Genomic DNA, 15,705 nt, shown 5'->3' on the forward strand with positions numbered 1-15,705 from the left:
GCCAAGGATCACCGAAGACGATTCCCCGTCAAACAAAGGAGATGTTATGAGCAGTCCGTTTATCGAACAGATCAAAGTACGTCGTACCATCTATGCCCTGGGTGACCAGGTTTCCCATACGCCGGAGCAGCTGACCGCCCTCATCCAGGACGCCATCAAGCACAGTCCCTCCTCGTTCAACTCCCAGAGCTCCCGCGCCGTCATCCTGTTTGGAGCCCAGCATCACAAGCTGTGGGATATCGTCAAGGCAGAGCTGAAGAAGATAGTGCCGCCGGAAGCCTACGCCCAGAGCGAAGCCAAGGTGAATGGCAGCTTCCGCGCAGGTGTCGGCACAGTGCTGTTTTTCGAAGACACCGACGTCATCAAGGATCTGCAGCAAAAATTTGCCCTCTACGCCGACAACTTCCCCATCTGGTCGGAACATGCTACCGGCATCGCCCAGTTTGCGGTCTGGACCACCCTGGCCCAGGAGAAGATCGGCGCTTCCCTGCAGCATTACAACCCGCTCATCGACGAGGCGGTGCGCAAGGAGTGGAACCTGCCAGCCAGCTGGCTGCTGCGCGCCCAGATGCCCTTTGGCAGCATCCAGCAACCGGCCGGTGACAAGACCTTCATGGACGACGCCGTGCGTTTTCGCGTGTTCAAGTAATAGCCCCATCGCCAGTCAGGCCCCCGCTCGCGGGGGCTTTTTGTTGTCAGGTGAGCAGCGTCAGCTGCAGACCCTCAGCCTCCACCACCATGCTCACCTGGCGCCAGTCCTGGATCAGGGCACTGATGCCGAGGCTGAGCCGATGCCTGCCCCCCACCTGTACCACGCGGCAACCCGCCCGCAGGGCGCTGCTGATGCCGGCGGGCGCATCTTCAAACACCAGACAATCGGCGGCGGCCAGCCCCAGGCGCTCGGCCGCCAGCAGGTAGGGCTCGGGATCCGGCTTGCCGTGTTCCACATCCTCGGCCCCCACCAGCAGGGAGGGCAGCGGCAGACCGGCGCTGCGCAGCCTATGCTTGGCCACCCGCTGACTGGCGGAGGTCACCAGCGCCCAACGCTCGACGGGCAGACTTGCCAGCAGGGTCCGGGCGCCGGCGAGGGCCTCGGCCTGGCCAGTGTGATTGATCTCGAGATCGTCGAGCAGGGCCACCTCCTGTGCCAGGTCAAGCTGCGGGGCCAGGGTACGGATCACCTCCCGCGAGCGTACCCCGTGGCACATGGCCAGCACGGACTCGGGATCCAGCCGGTGGCGGCGACACCACAGCCGCCACACCGCCTCCACCTCGCCGGTAGAGTGCACCAGGGTGCCATCCATGTCCAACAGCAGGGCGCGGGCCCGCAGCGTGAGCATGCTCATGAAACGGCTCCGGCCACGGCGGGTTCGGCCCCGGCCAGGATCTCGCCGAAGGCCCGCCGCTGGGCAGCCTGCTCATAACAGGCCAGCGCCTGCTCGGCATTGCTCGCCCAGACTTGCAGCGGACCCACCGCAAAGCCCTGCTGCAACAGGCTGGTCAGCAGCTCCCCCGTCTCCGGTGCAGCCAGCGGCTGGGCCAGCACCAGATCTCCCTTGATCAAAAACAGATAGCGTTCGGCAGGCATGAATGACTCCTTGTTAGCAAGCTGACGGGGCCGACAGGGCCCGCTTCAGGTCTATTAGAACAAGGCAGTTAGATAATTTATAATCACAAAATGGCCACTTTCGATAACCAAACAGAATGAAATTCGATTTGAGACAGTTGCAGGCCTTCGTGACCCTGGCGGAGACCGCCAACTACCGGGAGGCCGCCAACCGCCTGTTCATCACCCAGCCGGCGCTCACCAAGCAGATCCAGGGGCTGGAGCAGACCCTCGGCAGCACCCTGTTCAACCGGGGGCGTCACGGCGCCGAGCTGACCGCCATCGGCACCCAGCTGCTCACCCAGGCCAGGGCGCTGGTCGAGCATGGCAAGGGCTTTGAGCGCCACGCCCTGGCGCTGGCCAGCGGCATTGCCGGGCGACTCAAGATTGGTTTCGGGCTGTCGAGCTTTGCGCTGGCGCCGGCGCTGGTGGCCCGCTTCAAACAGCAGGCCCCCGATGTGATGGTGCACCTGCAGGACATGACCTCCGCCATCCAGCAGGAGCGGCTGCTGTCGGGCCAGCTGCAGCTCGGCTTCATGCGCCGGCCCCAGGCCCCGCAGCTTAGGGAGCACAGGCTGCTGACCGACCGGCTGGTGCTGGCGGTGCCGACCCAGATGACGCAGCCGGATCCGGCCGCCTTCGACATCGAGCAGGCCTTGGCCAGCCAGCCCTTGCTGCAGATGGTGGGGCACCGCTGCCCCGGCCTCAGCCAGCAGATCGCCAGCTTCCTCGGCACCAACCGGCTGACCGGCATGGTGCAGGAGGCAGAGGATATCCAGACCCTGGTGGCGCTGGTGGCCGCCGGCATCGGCAACGCCATCCTGCCGCGCAGCGTCAGCTTCATCGCGGGCCGGGACGTCACCCTCTATCCCCTCTCCGGCCCCTGCTCCGAGTGGGAGATAAGCCTGGTGTGGAACCCCGACTTTGCCGACCCGATCCGCGATCGTTTCTTGCAACTGGTCGTCGATGCCCATCCCGAACCGCAGCCGGCCGGGCAACAGCGTTAACAGAGAGCAGAATCGTTCATAGAGAGCAGGGTCGCAGGCAGGATAAAACGAGGAATATCAGGGGGATGGCAGGGCACTGCAGCTGACGCTGTGGCAGCGATTCTTGCCCCCCTGCTTGGCCAGATAGAGCGCCATGTCGGCGGCGCTCAGCAACTCCTCCTCCGAGACGCGGGCCTGCTGCGGCAGCAGGGTGGCGATGCCGACGCTGGCGCTGAGCCTAAGGGTGTCCGCCCCCTGGATCAGCAGCTCGCCGATGCCGAGGCGAATGGCCTCCCCCATGCGGGCGGCGGCCTCGGCCCCGGTGTTGCCGAGGATCAGGGCAAACTCGTCGCCGCCGAAACGGCTCGGCAGATCGGTGGCTCGCTGGCAAAAGGTGCTCAGCAGCCGGCCCACCTGCTGCAAGAAGTCATCCCCCACCTGATGGCCGAAATGGTCGTTGCACAGCTTGAAGTTGTCCAGATCCAGCATGATGAAGGAGAGCGGGGTCTGTTCGCGCATGCTGCGCCGCCACTCGTTGTGCAAAAAGCTGTTGAACAGTCGTCGGTTGGCCAGCCCGGTCAGCGGGTCGTGCAGGGAGAGGTAGGCCATGTCCAGCTCCTGCAGCTTGCGCTCCGTGACGTTGATGTGGCTGATGGTGTAGAACTCGACCTCGATACCCGGGATGGCGGAGACCCGCATCATGAACCAGCGCTGGGTGTCCGGGCTGTGACAGGGGTACTCCAGATGAAAGTGCTGCTGTTCATGGCGCAGCACCCGCCGGATCCCCTCCGCCGCCATCAGGGCCAGCGGCTCCACCGAGTTGTCGCACACCCGCAAGTAGTTGACCCCCAGCCAGTCATAGCCTGCCGGCATGCCGTTCTGCTCGGCAAAGCGATTCCAAGCGAGGTTGGTGTAGTGGATGACACCGTCCCGGTCGATCACCGAGATCTGCTCCTCCAGCGAATTGAGCAGCGCGGCCAGGTATTGCGCCCGATCGGAGAAGTGAAACAGTGAGCCCTGAAAATAGTCCGCCATGACCGCACTCCTCACCCAAAAACGACGTCCCCGACATGGCCGCGACAACCGGAGCCATCCCGGCCCGCCCGTGTGTTGCCAATGACCGGGGCCACACCTGCCATGACCCGACCAGCAAGATAATGATAGATGATCAACGACTTGAGTCAGCCCCCGGGTCCGCTAGTGGCCACACCACTGCCGCTCGCAGGGGATGCCGTCGCCCTCGCCGTCCATCCTGGTATTGGGGCAGTTTCGCAAAAACCAGGTCGCCTCCTCGCAGGAGGTCATCTGGGAGCAGTACTGCCGACCGTCGCACTGGCGGACGAAATTGGCGGTCTGCTGCGGGCTGTCCGAACTGTCGGCCTCTGCCTGGCTGAACGAGGAAGTGGAGGTAGGTGAGACCGACTCGGCCGAAAAACGGGAGTAGAGGGAGAAGATCCCGACCAGCACCAGCAGCGGGATGAGCTTGCCGCGCCAGTGGCTGCGGCGCCGGTTGGCGGGGCGAGGACGCGTGTGCTGCGGGGTAGGCCCGCTGCTCGCCGGGATGCGATTGCCCTCCGACATGCGGCGACCCGCCGGCGTGGGTCGACTCTCATTGCCGTCTGCCAGCGACAAGGGACGCTCGGGGAAAAAAACCTGCTCGGCCCTGGGCTTGCCATCCTGGCCGGCCCCCACCAGGTAGGAGACCCGCTCCCCCGCCATGGGCGGCAGGCCGTCGCACCTCAGTGCCGAGATGTGCACGAACAGTTCGGCCCCTTTCGGGGCACCCTCGCCCTGCTCGGGCGCGATAAAACCAAAGCCGCGCGCTTCGTTCCAGCGCACGATCCGTCCCTGATAACGCATGTCCCCATCCTTGTGGCCATCGATACTCGCTTCATGTTGCCCAAAATGGCTGCGGCCCGACAGGGGGCCGCAGACAAAATGTCAAAACAGTGAGCAAGCTCCGCCTGCCGCCGGGATCAGGCCAGCTGGGCCACCTTGATGATCTCGGCGATGCGGCCGAGCAGACGCAGCGAGGCGTGGTGCTCGTTGGCATCCGCCGCTGCGCAGGCATCTTCCAGGATGGTGATGGCGTAATCCCGATCGTGCCCCTCCCGCACCGCCGCCTGAATGGCCCAGCCGGTGCTCACCCCGCACAGATAGAGGTGCTCGATGCGATTGGCCCGCAGCGCCGGCTCCAGCGCCGTGCCGTAGAAGGGGCTGACCCTGGGCTTGGTCAGCACCAGATCGCCGGGTTGCACGTCCAGATCAGGGTGAAAGTCGGTGCCTGGGTCGGCCAGCGACAGCGCCCCGAACTGGTGGGCCCGACCAAACATGGGGGAGCCCTTGGGCTGCAGCAGATAGTGCGGATCAAAGCCCACCTTGATCTGCACCACCAGCCAGCCGTGGGCGCGGGCATGGGCCAGCGCCTGGTTGGCGTGCGCGATGGCGTCCTGCTCCAGCACATGGGCCGCCGAGGCGGCGATGCGCCCGTCCGGGTGGGCGATGTCGTTGATGAAATCGATCACCAGCAATGCCTTGTTCATGGGCTCTCCTCCCTCATGATGGCGCCACGCGCCTTAAACCAGCCCCAGCGCATAGCGTAGCGCCATCTCCTTGAGCGGGCCCGCCTTGTCCGCCAGATTGAGGGCCAGGTTGCGGGCCAGCTTGAGGGGGCCTATCTCGTTGCTGAAGACACCGTAGAAGAGATCCATCCCCGACTGCATCAGCAGGTTGTCCGGGCGGCGCCGCCGTTCATAGCGGGTCGCCAGCTCGGGCTTGTGCCACTCGGCACCGGCACTGTGCAACAGATCCGCCCAGCAGGCCACATCCTTGAAGCCGAGATTGACCCCCTGCCCCGCCAGCGGGTTGATGGTGTGGGCGGCATCGCCCAGCAGCACCACCCGGCCGGCGTGGTAGTCGTTGGCGTGGCGGCGCACCAGCGGGAAACTCCCCTTGCCGGTCACGGAAAAACCACCGAGGCGAGCCGGGAAGTGGCGGCGCACCTCGGCCGTCAACCCCTCGTTGCTCATGGCCGCCAGCGCCCGGATCCGGGCCGGACTGTCATACCAGACCAGGGAACCGTGCCGGCCCGGCAGCGGCAGGAAGGCGCGCGGGCCGCTCGGGGTAAACTGCTGCCAGGTGATGTCTTCCTGCTCGAAGTCGGTGTCGATATTGATCAGCATGCAGTGCTGGCGGTATTCAAAACGCGACACCCCGATGCCGGCCAGCTGGCGGGTGCGGGATTCGGCGCCATCGCACGCCAGCACCCAACGGGCGGCCAGCTCGCTGCCATCATCCAGGGTCAGCACCGCCTCGTCCGCGCTCTGGCGCAGGCTCTTGACCGCCGCCGGGGTATGGGTCTGGATGTTGAGGAAATCTTCCATGCGTCTGAGCAGCGCCAGCTGCACCAGCCGGTTCTCGATAATGTAGCCGAGCTGGGGCAGGCCGAGGTCGGCGGCGTTGAAGCGGGTGACGAAGCCGTCCAGCTCCCAGGTCTCCAGCCGGCGATAGGGGCACAGCCGCATCTGTTGCAGGTGCTGCCAGGCACCGGCCTGCTCCAGCAGTGCCACCGAGGCCTGACTGATGGCGGAGACCCGCAGATCCAGCGGCTGCTCGGGGGCGTACTGCTCCGGCAACCGGGTCTCGATGACCCGGATGGAGAGGCCCTGCGCCGCCAGCAGACAGGCGGTGGCGGCGCCGACCATGCCGGCCCCGACGATGGCGATATCACACTGTTCCATAACTTGATTCCTGCAAGGGGTGGGCCCGGGCAAGGGGAGAGCGCAGCCGGACCGAATGGTCACATGATACCGCAAGGGGCGCCGAGAAACAGTGAAGGCAGTGGAGAATTAGTGCGCCAAATCAAGGAGAAAGCCGATGCCTGCCGAGGTGGCTACGGCTGCGTTCCGGCCATGGCGGGCTGGATATTTGCTAGGCAGTCTCCGGATTGCGGAGTAAAATGCCCGGTCCTTTGACCATGCCGCATTCAAAACAAGTCAAGAGAAGCAATGAGCAAGAAACTTCACATTAAAACCTGGGGTTGCCAGATGAACGAGTACGACTCGTCCAAGATGGCCGACCTGTTGGATGCCAGCAATGGCTACACGCTGACCGAAGAGCCCGAAGAGGCAGACGTCTTGCTGCTCAACACCTGCTCCATCCGCGAAAAGGCGCAGGAGAAGGTGTTCCACCAGCTGGGACGCTGGAAAAAACTGAAAGCGAACAAGCCCGGTCTGGTGATCGGCGTGGGCGGCTGTGTCGCCTCCCAGGAGGGGGACAACATTCGCACCCGCGCCCCCTATGTGGACATAGTGTTCGGTCCGCAGACCCTGCATCGCCTGCCCACCATGATCAAGCAGGTACAGGAGGGGCGTGGCGCCCAGGTGGACGTCGCCTTCCCCGAAATCGAGAAGTTCGACAGCCTGCCCGAGCCGCGCGCCGAAGGGGCGACCGCCTTCGTCTCCATCATGGAAGGCTGCTCCAAATACTGCTCCTTCTGCGTGGTGCCCTACACCCGCGGCGAGGAGGTGAGCCGACCGCTGGACGACGTGCTCTATGAAATCGCCCAGCTCGCCCAGCAGGGCGTGCGCGAAGTGAACCTGCTCGGCCAGAACGTCAACGCCTATAGGGGCCCGACCTTCGACGGCGGCATCTGCACCTTCGCCGAGCTGCTGCGACTGGCGGCCGCCATCGACGGCATCGACCGCATTCGCTACACCACCAGCCACCCCATCGAGTTCACCGACGACATCATCGAGGTCTACAAGGACACGCCGGAAGTGGTCAGCTTCCTGCACCTGCCGGTGCAGAGCGGCTCCGACCGTATCCTGACCATGATGAAGCGCCCGCACACCGTGCTGGAGTACAAGTCCAAGATCCGCCGCCTGCGCGCCGCCCGTCCCGACATCACCATCAGTTCCGACTTCATCGTCGGCTTCCCGAACGAGACGGACGAGGATTTCGAGGCCACCATGAAACTCATCGAGGATATCAACTTCGACATGAGCTTCAGCTTCATCTACAGCCCGCGCCCCGGTACCCCGGCCGCCGACCTGCCCGATGACGTCGACATGGAGGTGAAGAAAGCCCGCCTGAGCCGCCTGCAGCACGTCATCAACAACCAGGCGATGCAGATTGGTCGCGCCATGCTGGGCTCCACCCAGCGCATCCTGGTGGAAGGGCCCTCCAAGCTCGACCCCATGCAGCTGTGCGGCCGCACCGAGAACAACCGGGTGGTCAACTTCGAAGGCCCGCACACCCTGATCGGCGGCTTTGCCGACGTGGAGATCACCGAGGTGCGCCCCAACTCCCTGCGCGGCAAATTCCTGCGCGGCGAGAACGAGATGAACCTGCGCATCGCCACCGCCCCGAGCGAAATCCTGGCCCGCCGCCCGGACAACGTACCGGATCAGCTGGGCGTGGCCGCCTTCACTCCCCACTAATCTGTTCACCCCATCCGGCCCCGACCGGATGGGGTCGCGTCAAGACGAGGACACTTTGAGCCGACACCTCTCGACCCTGAATCTGCATCTGGAACCCGCCGACAACCAGCGTCTCGCCAGTCTGTGCGGCCCGTTCGATGACAACATCAAACAGCTGGAGCGCCGCCTCGGCGTCGAGATCAGCTACCACGACAACCACTTCCAGCTGCTGGGCAAACAGGCCCAGGTGGACGCGGCCGCCGTCATCATCAAGCATCTCTATGTGGAAACCCAGCCGCTCAAGGGCGGCAAGGTGACCGACATCACCCCCGACATGGTCCATCTGGCCATTCAGGAGTCGCGGGTGCTGGAGCAGGATGACGAGCCGGCGCCGAGCATCCCCTACGGCAAGGAGGTGACGGTCAAGACCAAGCGTGGCCTCATCAAGCCGCGCAGCCCCAACCAGGCCCAGTACATCGCCAATATCGTGCGCCACGACATCTGCTTCGGCATAGGCCCTGCAGGAACAGGCAAAACCTATCTGGCGGTGGCGGCGGCGGTGGATGCGCTGGAGCGCCAGGAGATCCGTCGCATCCTGCTGACCCGGCCGGCGGTGGAAGCGGGCGAGAAGCTCGGCTTCCTGCCCGGTGATCTCTCCCAGAAGGTGGACCCCTACCTGCGCCCGCTCTACGACGCCCTGTTCGAGATGCTGGGCTTTGAGCGGGTGGAGAAGCTGATGGAACGCAACATCATCGAAGTGGCGCCGCTCGCCTACATGCGCGGCAGAACCTTGAATGACGCCTTCATCATCCTGGACGAGGCCCAGAACACCACTACCGAGCAGATGAAGATGTTCCTGACCCGCATCGGCTTCAACTCCAAGGCGGTGGTCACCGGTGACATCACCCAGATAGACCTGCCCCGCAACCAGAAGTCGGGCCTGCGCCACGCGCTGGAAGTGCTGCAGAATGTCGACGGCCTGTCATTCAACTTCTTCCAGTCCGCCGACGTGGTGCGCCACCCTGTGGTGGCCCGCATCGTGCAGGCCTACGAGGCGTTCGATGCCAAACAGGCGGCCGACAAAGTCGCCACCCACACCAGCAAAGAGAGTGCCCAATGAGCGTGACCCTGGATCTGCAACTGGCCAGTGCCAGCACCGACGGTCTGCCGAGCGAGGCCCAGCTGCAGGGCTGGCTCGACGGCACCATTCTCGGCTTCCAGCAGGAGGCCGAAGTGACGGTGCGCATCGTCGACGAGGCGGAGAGCAACGAGCTCAACCTCACCTATCGCGGCAAGGACAAGCCCACCAACGTGCTCTCCTTCCCGTTCGAGGCACCACCCGGTCTGGAGCTGCCGCTGCTGGGCGATCTGGTGATCTGCCGCCAAGTGGTGGAGCACGAAGCCATCGAGCAGGGCAAGCCGCTGATGGCCCACTGGGCCCATATGGTTGTGCACGGCAGTCTCCATCTGCTAGGTTATGACCATATCGAGGATGACGAGGCCGAAGAGATGGAAGCGCTCGAGCGCGACATCATGCAGGAGCTCGGTTTCGCCGATCCTTATCTGAACGACGAAGAGTAAAGAACCGGATGGCCATCGTCTTGAAACAGCCGATGCCCATCCTCATATAGCCACAACGATTTCAAGTGTGTTCATACGAGTAACCAAGAGAGAAAATGACCGACGATCACCCTAGTACCGGCTCGCCGAAGAAAACCTGGCTCGACAAACTCAGCCAACTCTTCCAGGGCGAGCCAAAAGACCGCAACGATTTGGTGGAAGTGATAGCCGACGCCGAAGAGCGCGATCTCATCGATCAGGACACCAAGGACATGATCGAGGGGGTGCTCGAAATTGCCGAGCTGCGCGTGCGCGACATCATGATCCCCCGCTCCCAGATGGTGACCATCGAGAAATCCCAGCCGGTGGACGAGATCCTGCCGGTGATCATCGAGTCGGGCCACTCCCGCTTCCCGGTGATCAACGAGGACAAGGATCACGTGGAGGGCATCTTGCTCGCCAAGGATCTGCTGCCGTTCGGGTTCGGCGGCCACCATGCCAGCGAGCCGCTGCAACTGGAGAATATCCTGCGCCCCACGGTGATCGTGCCCGAGAGCAAACGGGTCGACCGGCTGCTCAAGGAGTTTCGCGAAGAGCGCTACCACATGGCCATCGTGGTGGACGAGTTCGGCGGCGTCTCCGGTCTGGTGACCATCGAGGACATCCTTGAGCTCATCGTCGGCGAGATCGACGACGAATTCGACGACATCGAGGACGAGCCGGACGAGATCCGCCGCATCAGCAAACGGGTCTTCTCGGTGAGCGCCCTCACCGAGATCGAGGATTTCAACGACTTCTTCGGCACCCAGTTCAGCGATGAAGAGGTGGATACGGTCGGCGGTCTGGTGATGCACGCCTTCAGCCACCTGCCCAAGAAGGGCGAGGAGATCGAGCTGGACGGCTACCTGTTCAAGGTGATGCATGCCGACAAGCGTCGTCTGCAGCAGCTGCAGGTGAAGATCCCCGACAACCATGTCGCGGCTCAGTCCGAGGCCCAATAAGCCCTGGTTCGAGTCAACAGCGCCCCGCCCGTCGGGGCGCTGTTCGTTTGAACGCCCCCCTCTGTTTCCCACCGGCTACCGGGCCCGTCATCACCCTTTTATCCCCTCGCTTCGGGCCATCGGCCGGGAGGCTCGCCGTTGACCGCCTTTACGGGTTAAGATACCGGCCATTCAACCCATAGCAGTCCAATCCGAGCCTCATCGCCCGTGAAATTACAGCCCGCAAAATCGAAACTTCTGACCAGCCTGTTTGCCATGGCCTCTGGCGCCATCGCCGTGCTGGCCTTCTCCCCCTTCAACTACTGGCCGCTGGTGATCCCGTCCCTGCTCGGCCTCTACGCCCTGCTGGACAAGGCCACTCCCAAGCAGGCGGCCTGGCGCGGCTTTGGCTACGCCATGGGGCTGTTTTTGCCGGGGCTGTGGTGGATCCACGTCAGCATGACCATGTTCGGCGGCATCGCCCTACCGGTCGCCTTCGTGCTACTGGCCGGGCTGTCGGCCTATCTGGCGCTCTATCCGACCCTGGCCTGCTGGCTGTTTGCCCGTTTCTTCCGCGAACGTCACTGGAGCCGCTGGCTGCTCGCCTTCCCGGCGCTCTGGCTGATGGCCGACTGGCTACGCGGCTGGGTGATGACCGGCTTCCCCTGGCTCTGGTTCGGCTACAGCCAGATCGACGGGCCGCTCAAGGGCTTTGCCCCCATCCTCGGCGTACAGGGCATCACCCTCGCGCTGTTGCTGACCGCCTCCGCCCTCTGGCTGCTCTGGCAGAGCCGCAAACCGGCCTGGCTGCTGGTGCCGGTGGCCCTGGTGGGCGCCGCCCAGGGGCTGATGCAGCTCAACTGGGTGACCCGAGGTGAACCGGTCAAGGTGGCGCTGGTGCAGGGCAACATCGAGCAGTCCCTCAAGTGGGATCCGGAGGCCCTGGTGCCGACGGTGCGCAAGTATCAGGATCTGAGCCGCGAGAACCAGGATGCCGACATCATCGTCTGGCCGGAATCCGCCATCCCGGCCATCGAGAAGGAGATGGGCAACTACCTGGAGAGCCTGGACAAGGCGATGAAGGTGAACGATACCGGCCTGCTGGCGGGGATCATCCACTACAACCTCGAGCAGCAGCGCTTCTTCAATACCGTGCTCGGCATGGGGGTGCAGGATGCGGAAGGCAAGGAGTCCTACTACTACCAGCACAAGAACCGCTACTACAAATATCACCTGCTGCCCATCGGCGAGTTCGTGCCGTTTGAAGATCTGCTGCGCCCCATCGCGCCCTTCTTCAACCTGCCCATGTCCTCCTTCAGCCGCGGGGACGAGGTGCAACCGAACCTGATCGCCAAGGGGCTCAAGTTTGCCGCCGCCATCTGCTACGAGATCATCTTCCCGGATGAGGTGCGCCGCAACGTGCAGCCGGACACCGACTTCCTGCTGACCGTCTCCAACGACGCCTGGTTTGGCACCAGCATCGGTCCCTGGCAGCACATGGAGATCGCCCGCATGCGTGCCCTCGAGCTGGCCCGCCCACTGCTGCGCGACACCAACACCGGCATCACCATAGTCACCGAGATCGACGGCAGCATCATCGCCCAGATCCCGCAGTTCGAGGCTGGCGTGCTGCGCACCGAGGTGCGTCCCGCCCACGGCGTGACTCCCTATCTGCGCTTTGGCAGCTGGCCCATGTACGGTCTGGCCGCCGCCCTGCTGGCACTGGCCCTGTGGCTGCGTCCCCGCGCCCACCCCTGGGCGCGCAAGGGCTGACCCAGTCGTACAACCCGATAAATGAGAGAGGCGCCCTTGGGCGCCTCTTTTTATGGCTTGGCTTATGGCTTGGTACTGTCTGGCTGCTCAGGGCGAGAGCGGCTCACGGTGATACTCATCGGCCCCGCACTCGGGGCAGGTGCCAAGCTGTTCCGGGTGCAGCACGGTATGGCGCCACTCGCAGTGATCGCACACCAATACCCCGAGCCCCACCCAGTCGCCGGCCCGGTAGACTCCCTTGTGCTCCAACTCGTCCGCCAGCTCCTGCCACTCCACCTGGGTGCGGTCGGTCACGTCCGCCAGCCAGGACCAGGCGGTGTCTTTGAGCGCCAGCATGAAGGCGGACTCTTCCACCTGCTCATCCTTGCGCCCCTCGTCATAGTTGCCCAGATCCCGCTTCACGTACTCGGCGATCAGCGCCAGCTCATCCTGGGTCAGATCCCCGGCCGCCTCCAGATAGGCCTGTACCTTGGCGATCATCCGGTTGAGGCGCTCCCCCTGGAACTGTTCTGTCTCTTGCCACTGCTTTTGCAGTTCGGCAATGAAGGCTTCGTACCCTTTTTGACGTTTGTCCATGGCCGTTACTCCTCTACTGAACCCTGATCGAGCCCGGCTTAAGGCCCGAGGGACGCTGGCGGTTGTTGCCGCCGCAGGATATGGGTATTCTATTGCGATTTCCCAGCTGATTTATCTATCCATTTCACAGATCCGGATGTCACCAATGCAAGAGCAATACGTTCCCCAATCCATAGAACCAGCAGTGCAAAAGCACTGGGATGCCAAGAAAACCTTCAAGGCGGTGGAGAAAGTAGACAAGGAAAAGTTCTACTGCCTCTCCATGTTCCCCTATCCGTCTGGTCGTCTACACATGGGGCACGTTCGCAACTACACCATAGGTGATGTGATCTCCCGTTATCAACGCCTCAATGGCAAGAACGTGCTGCAACCCATCGGTTGGGACGCCTTCGGCCTGCCGGCGGAAAACGCCGCCATCAAGAACAACACGGCGCCGGCCCCCTGGACCTACGAAAACATCGAATACATGAAGAACCAGCTGAAGATGCTGGGTCTGGGTTATGACTGGGATCGCGAGCTGGCCACCTGCAAGCCGGACTACTACCGCTGGGAGCAGTGGTTCTTCACCAAGCTCTACGAGAAGGGTCTGGTCTACAAGAAGACCTCCTCCGTCAACTGGTGCCCGAACGACATGACGGTGCTGGCCAACGAGCAGGTTGTCGACAACTGCTGCTGGCGCTGTGACACCCCGGTGGAGCAGAAAGAGATCCCCCAGTGGTTCATCAAGATCACCGACTACGCCGAAGAGCTGCTGAGCGACATCGACAACCTGGAAGGCTGGCCTGAGATGGTCAAGACCATGCAGCGCAACTGGATTGGCCGCTCCGAAGGGGTCAACATCAGCTTCGCCATCGAGGGTCAAACTGAGCATCTGGAGGTCTACACCACCCGTCCTGACACCTTCATGGGCGTGACCTATGTCGGCATCGCCGCCGGTCACCCGCTGGCGCTGCAGGCCGCCGAAAGCAATCCGGAGCTGGCCGCCTTTATCGAAGAGTGCAAGAACACCAAGGTGGCCGAAGCCGAGCTCGCCACCATGGAGAAAAAGGGCATGGCCACCGGCCTCTACGCCATTCACCCGCTGGATGGCCGCAAGGTGCCGGTCTGGGTCGCCAACTTCGTGCTGATGAACTACGGCACCGGCGCCGTGATGGCAGTACCGGGTCACGACCTGCGCGACCACGAATTCGCCACCAAGTACGGCCTCGAGATCAAGCCGGTCATCAAGCAGGCCGACGGTGAAGCGCCGAACGTGATCGAAGCCGCCTACGCCGAGAAGGGTGTGCTGTTCAACTCCGGCGAGTTCGACGGCCTCGACTTCCAGGGCGCTTTCGATGCCATCGCCAACAAGCTGGAAGCCCTCGGCCACGGCAAGCGCACCGTCAACTACCGTCTGCGCGACTGGGGTGTCTCCCGTCAGCGCTATTGGGGCGCCCCCATCCCGATGCTGACCCTGGCTGACGGCACCGTCGTGCCGACCCCGGAAGATCAGCTGCCGGTGCTGCTGCCGGAAGACGTGGTGATGGATGGCATCCAGAGCCCGATCAAGGCCGACGCCGAGTGGGCCAAGACCACCTACAACGGTCAGGAAGCATTCCGCGAGACCGATACCTTCGACACCTTCATGGAGTCCTCCTGGTACTACGCGCGCTACTGCTCCCCGGACTACGACAAGGGCATGCTGGATCCGGCTGCTGCCAACCACTGGCTGCCGGTGGACCAGTACATCGGCGGCATCGAGCACGCCTGTATGCACCTGCTCTACGCCCGCTTCTTCCACAAGCTGCTGCGTGATGCGGGCCTGGTGAACAGCGACGAGCCGTTCAAGCGCCTGCTCTGCCAGGGCATGGTGCTGGCTGACGCCTTCTACTACAAGGACGAGAAGGGCGGCAACGTCTGGGTCAGCCCGCTCGACGTCAAGGTTGAGCGCGACGACAAGGGCCGCATCACCAAGGCGGTCGACCTCGAAGGCCGTGAAGTGATGCACTCCGGCATGACCAAGATGTCCAAGTCCAAGAACAACGGCATCGACCCGCAGCTGATGGTGGAGCGTTACGGCGCCGATACCGTCCGTCTGTTCATGATGTTCGCCTCCCCGGCCGAGATGACCCTGGAGTGGTCCGACTCCGGCGTAGAGGGTGCCCAGCGCTTCCTGCGCCGCCTGTGGCGCATCACCTTCGAGCACGTCTCCGGTGGCGCCGTTGCCGCTCTGGATCTGGCTGCTCTCACCAGCGACCAGAAAGCCGTGCGCCGCGAGCTGCACAAGACCATCGCCAAGGTGAGCGACGACGTGGGTCGCCGTCAGACCTTCAACACCGCCATCGCCGCCATCATGGAGCTGATGAACAACCTGGCCAAGCTGGGTAGCGACGCTCAGGATCGCGCCCTGATGCAGGAAGCACTGGAAGCTGTGGTGGTCATGCTCTACCCCATCACCCCACACATCGGCTTCGAGCTGTGGAAGATGCTGGGCAAGGGCGACGACATCGATCACGCGGCCTGGCCGGTGGCCGACGAGGCCGCCATGGTCGAGACCGAGAAGCTGGTAGTGGTGCAGATCAACGGCAAGATGCGCGGCAAGTTGACCGTGCCGGCCGAGATAAGCCAGGCCGACGTCGAGAAGCTGGCCATGGCCGATGCCTCGGTACAGAAGTTCACCGACGGCCTGACCGTGCGCAAGGTGATCTACGTGCCGGGCAAGCTGCTCAACATCGTAGCCAACTGATGCCATATCGCTTACTGGCAACCGGGGACCGGTTCGGGTCGACGCAACTGCGTCGCCAACAGAGCGGTTGCCAAGCGGT

Annotated in this window: 15 protein-coding genes; 8 read left to right on the forward strand and 7 right to left on the reverse strand. The window is 63.5% G+C overall.

Translation table 11 applies throughout. The features are described from left to right. Window positions 1-46 precede the first annotated feature (46 nt). Window positions 47-649, forward strand: a complete 603-nt coding sequence (locus tag G5134_RS05280) for a nitroreductase family protein (protein WP_017780555.1) — start codon at window positions 47-49, stop codon at window positions 647-649. Between the two features lie 46 nt (window positions 650-695). On the opposite strand, the gene G5134_RS05285 is transcribed toward G5134_RS05280, so the two are convergent. Together G5134_RS05285 and G5134_RS05290 are read right to left on the reverse strand one after the other, a co-directional pair. Then, on the reverse strand, window positions 696-1,346 hold the full coding sequence (locus G5134_RS05285; protein ID WP_065016813.1) for an HAD-IA family hydrolase: 651 nt from the start codon (window positions 1,344-1,346) through the stop codon (window positions 696-698). Continuing rightward, window positions 1,343-1,588: a hypothetical protein gene (locus G5134_RS05290; RefSeq protein WP_017764966.1), complete on the reverse strand. Its 246-nt coding sequence runs from the start codon at window positions 1,586-1,588 to the stop codon at window positions 1,343-1,345. The genes G5134_RS05285 and G5134_RS05290 overlap by 4 nt, the downstream gene beginning before the upstream one ends. Before the next feature lie 116 nt (window positions 1,589-1,704). On the opposite strand from G5134_RS05290, the gene G5134_RS05295 reads away from it, so the two are divergent. Then, on the forward strand, window positions 1,705-2,613 hold the full coding sequence (locus G5134_RS05295; RefSeq protein WP_065016812.1) for a LysR family transcriptional regulator: 909 nt from the start codon (window positions 1,705-1,707) through the stop codon (window positions 2,611-2,613). A gap of 57 nt (window positions 2,614-2,670) precedes the next feature. Here the strand turns inward: G5134_RS05295 and G5134_RS05300 are convergent, their stop codons facing one another. From G5134_RS05300 to G5134_RS05315, 4 genes are all read right to left on the reverse strand, one after another. Continuing rightward, window positions 2,671-3,627: a sensor domain-containing diguanylate cyclase gene (locus G5134_RS05300; protein ID WP_005298271.1), complete on the reverse strand. Its 957-nt coding sequence runs from the start codon at window positions 3,625-3,627 to the stop codon at window positions 2,671-2,673. Window positions 3,628-3,789: 162 nt separating this feature from the next. Beyond that, the gene (locus G5134_RS05305; RefSeq protein ID WP_065016811.1) at window positions 3,790-4,452 is read right to left on the reverse strand and encodes an excalibur calcium-binding domain-containing protein; all 663 of its coding nucleotides are present in this window, start codon (window positions 4,450-4,452) and stop codon (window positions 3,790-3,792) included. A 116-nt stretch (window positions 4,453-4,568) separates the two neighbouring features. Then, a complete protein-coding gene (locus G5134_RS05310; RefSeq protein ID WP_054545392.1) occupies window positions 4,569-5,135 on the reverse strand; it encodes a cysteine hydrolase family protein in 567 nt (188 codons plus the stop codon). A gap of 33 nt (window positions 5,136-5,168) precedes the next feature. Further along, window positions 5,169-6,332: an FAD-dependent monooxygenase gene (locus G5134_RS05315; protein ID WP_065016810.1), complete on the reverse strand. Its 1,164-nt coding sequence runs from the start codon at window positions 6,330-6,332 to the stop codon at window positions 5,169-5,171. 267 nt (window positions 6,333-6,599) lie between these two features. On the opposite strand from G5134_RS05315, the gene miaB reads away from it, so the two are divergent. The 5 genes from miaB to lnt all read left to right on the forward strand — a co-directional run bounded on the left by miaB (window position 6,600) and on the right by lnt (window position 12,325). Next, window positions 6,600-8,033, forward strand: a complete 1,434-nt coding sequence (gene miaB, locus G5134_RS05320) for a tRNA (N6-isopentenyl adenosine(37)-C2)-methylthiotransferase MiaB (protein ID WP_065016809.1) — start codon at window positions 6,600-6,602, stop codon at window positions 8,031-8,033. Between the two features lie 55 nt (window positions 8,034-8,088). Beyond that, window positions 8,089-9,132 carry a PhoH family protein gene (locus G5134_RS05325; RefSeq protein WP_065016808.1) on the forward strand — a complete coding sequence of 348 codons (1,044 nt, stop codon included), beginning with the start codon at window positions 8,089-8,091 and terminating at the stop codon, window positions 9,130-9,132. Further along, the gene (gene ybeY, locus G5134_RS05330; protein ID WP_005298260.1) at window positions 9,129-9,593 is read left to right on the forward strand and encodes an rRNA maturation RNase YbeY; all 465 of its coding nucleotides are present in this window, start codon (window positions 9,129-9,131) and stop codon (window positions 9,591-9,593) included. Before G5134_RS05325 ends, ybeY begins: the two co-directional genes overlap by 4 nt. 95 nt (window positions 9,594-9,688) lie before the next feature. After that, window positions 9,689-10,573 carry a CNNM family magnesium/cobalt transport protein CorC gene (gene corC / locus G5134_RS05335; protein WP_005298259.1) on the forward strand — a complete coding sequence of 295 codons (885 nt, stop codon included), beginning with the start codon at window positions 9,689-9,691 and terminating at the stop codon, window positions 10,571-10,573. A gap of 255 nt (window positions 10,574-10,828) precedes the next feature. Continuing rightward, the gene (lnt, locus tag G5134_RS05340) at window positions 10,829-12,325 is read left to right on the forward strand and encodes an apolipoprotein N-acyltransferase (RefSeq protein ID WP_371440812.1); all 1,497 of its coding nucleotides are present in this window, start codon (window positions 10,829-10,831) and stop codon (window positions 12,323-12,325) included. 87 nt (window positions 12,326-12,412) lie between these two features. Here lnt and G5134_RS05345 read toward each other — a convergent pair whose 3' ends face one another. Next, window positions 12,413-12,901 (reverse strand): zinc ribbon-containing protein, encoded by a 489-nt coding sequence (locus G5134_RS05345; protein ID WP_005298255.1) that lies wholly within the window; start codon window positions 12,899-12,901, stop codon window positions 12,413-12,415. A gap of 145 nt (window positions 12,902-13,046) precedes the next feature. On the opposite strand from G5134_RS05345, the gene leuS reads away from it, so the two are divergent. Further along, on the forward strand, window positions 13,047-15,626 hold the full coding sequence (gene leuS / locus G5134_RS05350; RefSeq protein WP_065016806.1) for a leucine--tRNA ligase: 2,580 nt from the start codon (window positions 13,047-13,049) through the stop codon (window positions 15,624-15,626). Window positions 15,627-15,705: the final 79 nt, after the last annotated feature.

Origin of the sequence: Aeromonas sp. 600276 (assembly GCF_049175815.1) — a bacterium.
Classification (GTDB): Bacteria; Pseudomonadota; Gammaproteobacteria; order Enterobacterales; family Aeromonadaceae; genus Aeromonas; species Aeromonas dhakensis.

Bases quoted from the DNA above. Each gene is read 5' to 3' on its own strand.
- G5134_RS05280 (WP_017780555.1), top strand. From the start codon at position 47: ATGAGCAGTCCGTTTATCGAACAGATCAAAGTACGTCGTACCATCTAT.
- G5134_RS05285 (WP_065016813.1), bottom strand. From the start codon at position 1,346: ATGAGCATGCTCACGCTGCGGGCCCGCGCCCTGCTGTTGGACATGGAT.
- G5134_RS05290 (WP_017764966.1), bottom strand. From the start codon at position 1,588: ATGCCTGCCGAACGCTATCTGTTTTTGATCAAGGGAGATCTGGTGCTG.
- G5134_RS05295 (WP_065016812.1), top strand. From the start codon at position 1,705: ATGAAATTCGATTTGAGACAGTTGCAGGCCTTCGTGACCCTGGCGGAG.
- G5134_RS05300 (WP_005298271.1), bottom strand. From the start codon at position 3,627: ATGGCGGACTATTTTCAGGGCTCACTGTTTCACTTCTCCGATCGGGCG.
- G5134_RS05305 (WP_065016811.1), bottom strand. From the start codon at position 4,452: ATGCGTTATCAGGGACGGATCGTGCGCTGGAACGAAGCGCGCGGCTTT.
- G5134_RS05310 (WP_054545392.1), bottom strand. From the start codon at position 5,135: ATGAACAAGGCATTGCTGGTGATCGATTTCATCAACGACATCGCCCAC.
- G5134_RS05315 (WP_065016810.1), bottom strand. From the start codon at position 6,332: ATGGAACAGTGTGATATCGCCATCGTCGGGGCCGGCATGGTCGGCGCC.
- miaB (WP_065016809.1), top strand. From the start codon at position 6,600: ATGAGCAAGAAACTTCACATTAAAACCTGGGGTTGCCAGATGAACGAG.
- ybeY (WP_005298260.1), top strand. From the start codon at position 9,129: ATGAGCGTGACCCTGGATCTGCAACTGGCCAGTGCCAGCACCGACGGT.
- corC (WP_005298259.1), top strand. From the start codon at position 9,689: ATGACCGACGATCACCCTAGTACCGGCTCGCCGAAGAAAACCTGGCTC.
- lnt (WP_371440812.1), top strand. From the start codon at position 10,829: ATGGCCTCTGGCGCCATCGCCGTGCTGGCCTTCTCCCCCTTCAACTAC.
- G5134_RS05345 (WP_005298255.1), bottom strand. From the start codon at position 12,901: ATGGACAAACGTCAAAAAGGGTACGAAGCCTTCATTGCCGAACTGCAA.
- leuS (WP_065016806.1), top strand. From the start codon at position 13,047: ATGCAAGAGCAATACGTTCCCCAATCCATAGAACCAGCAGTGCAAAAG.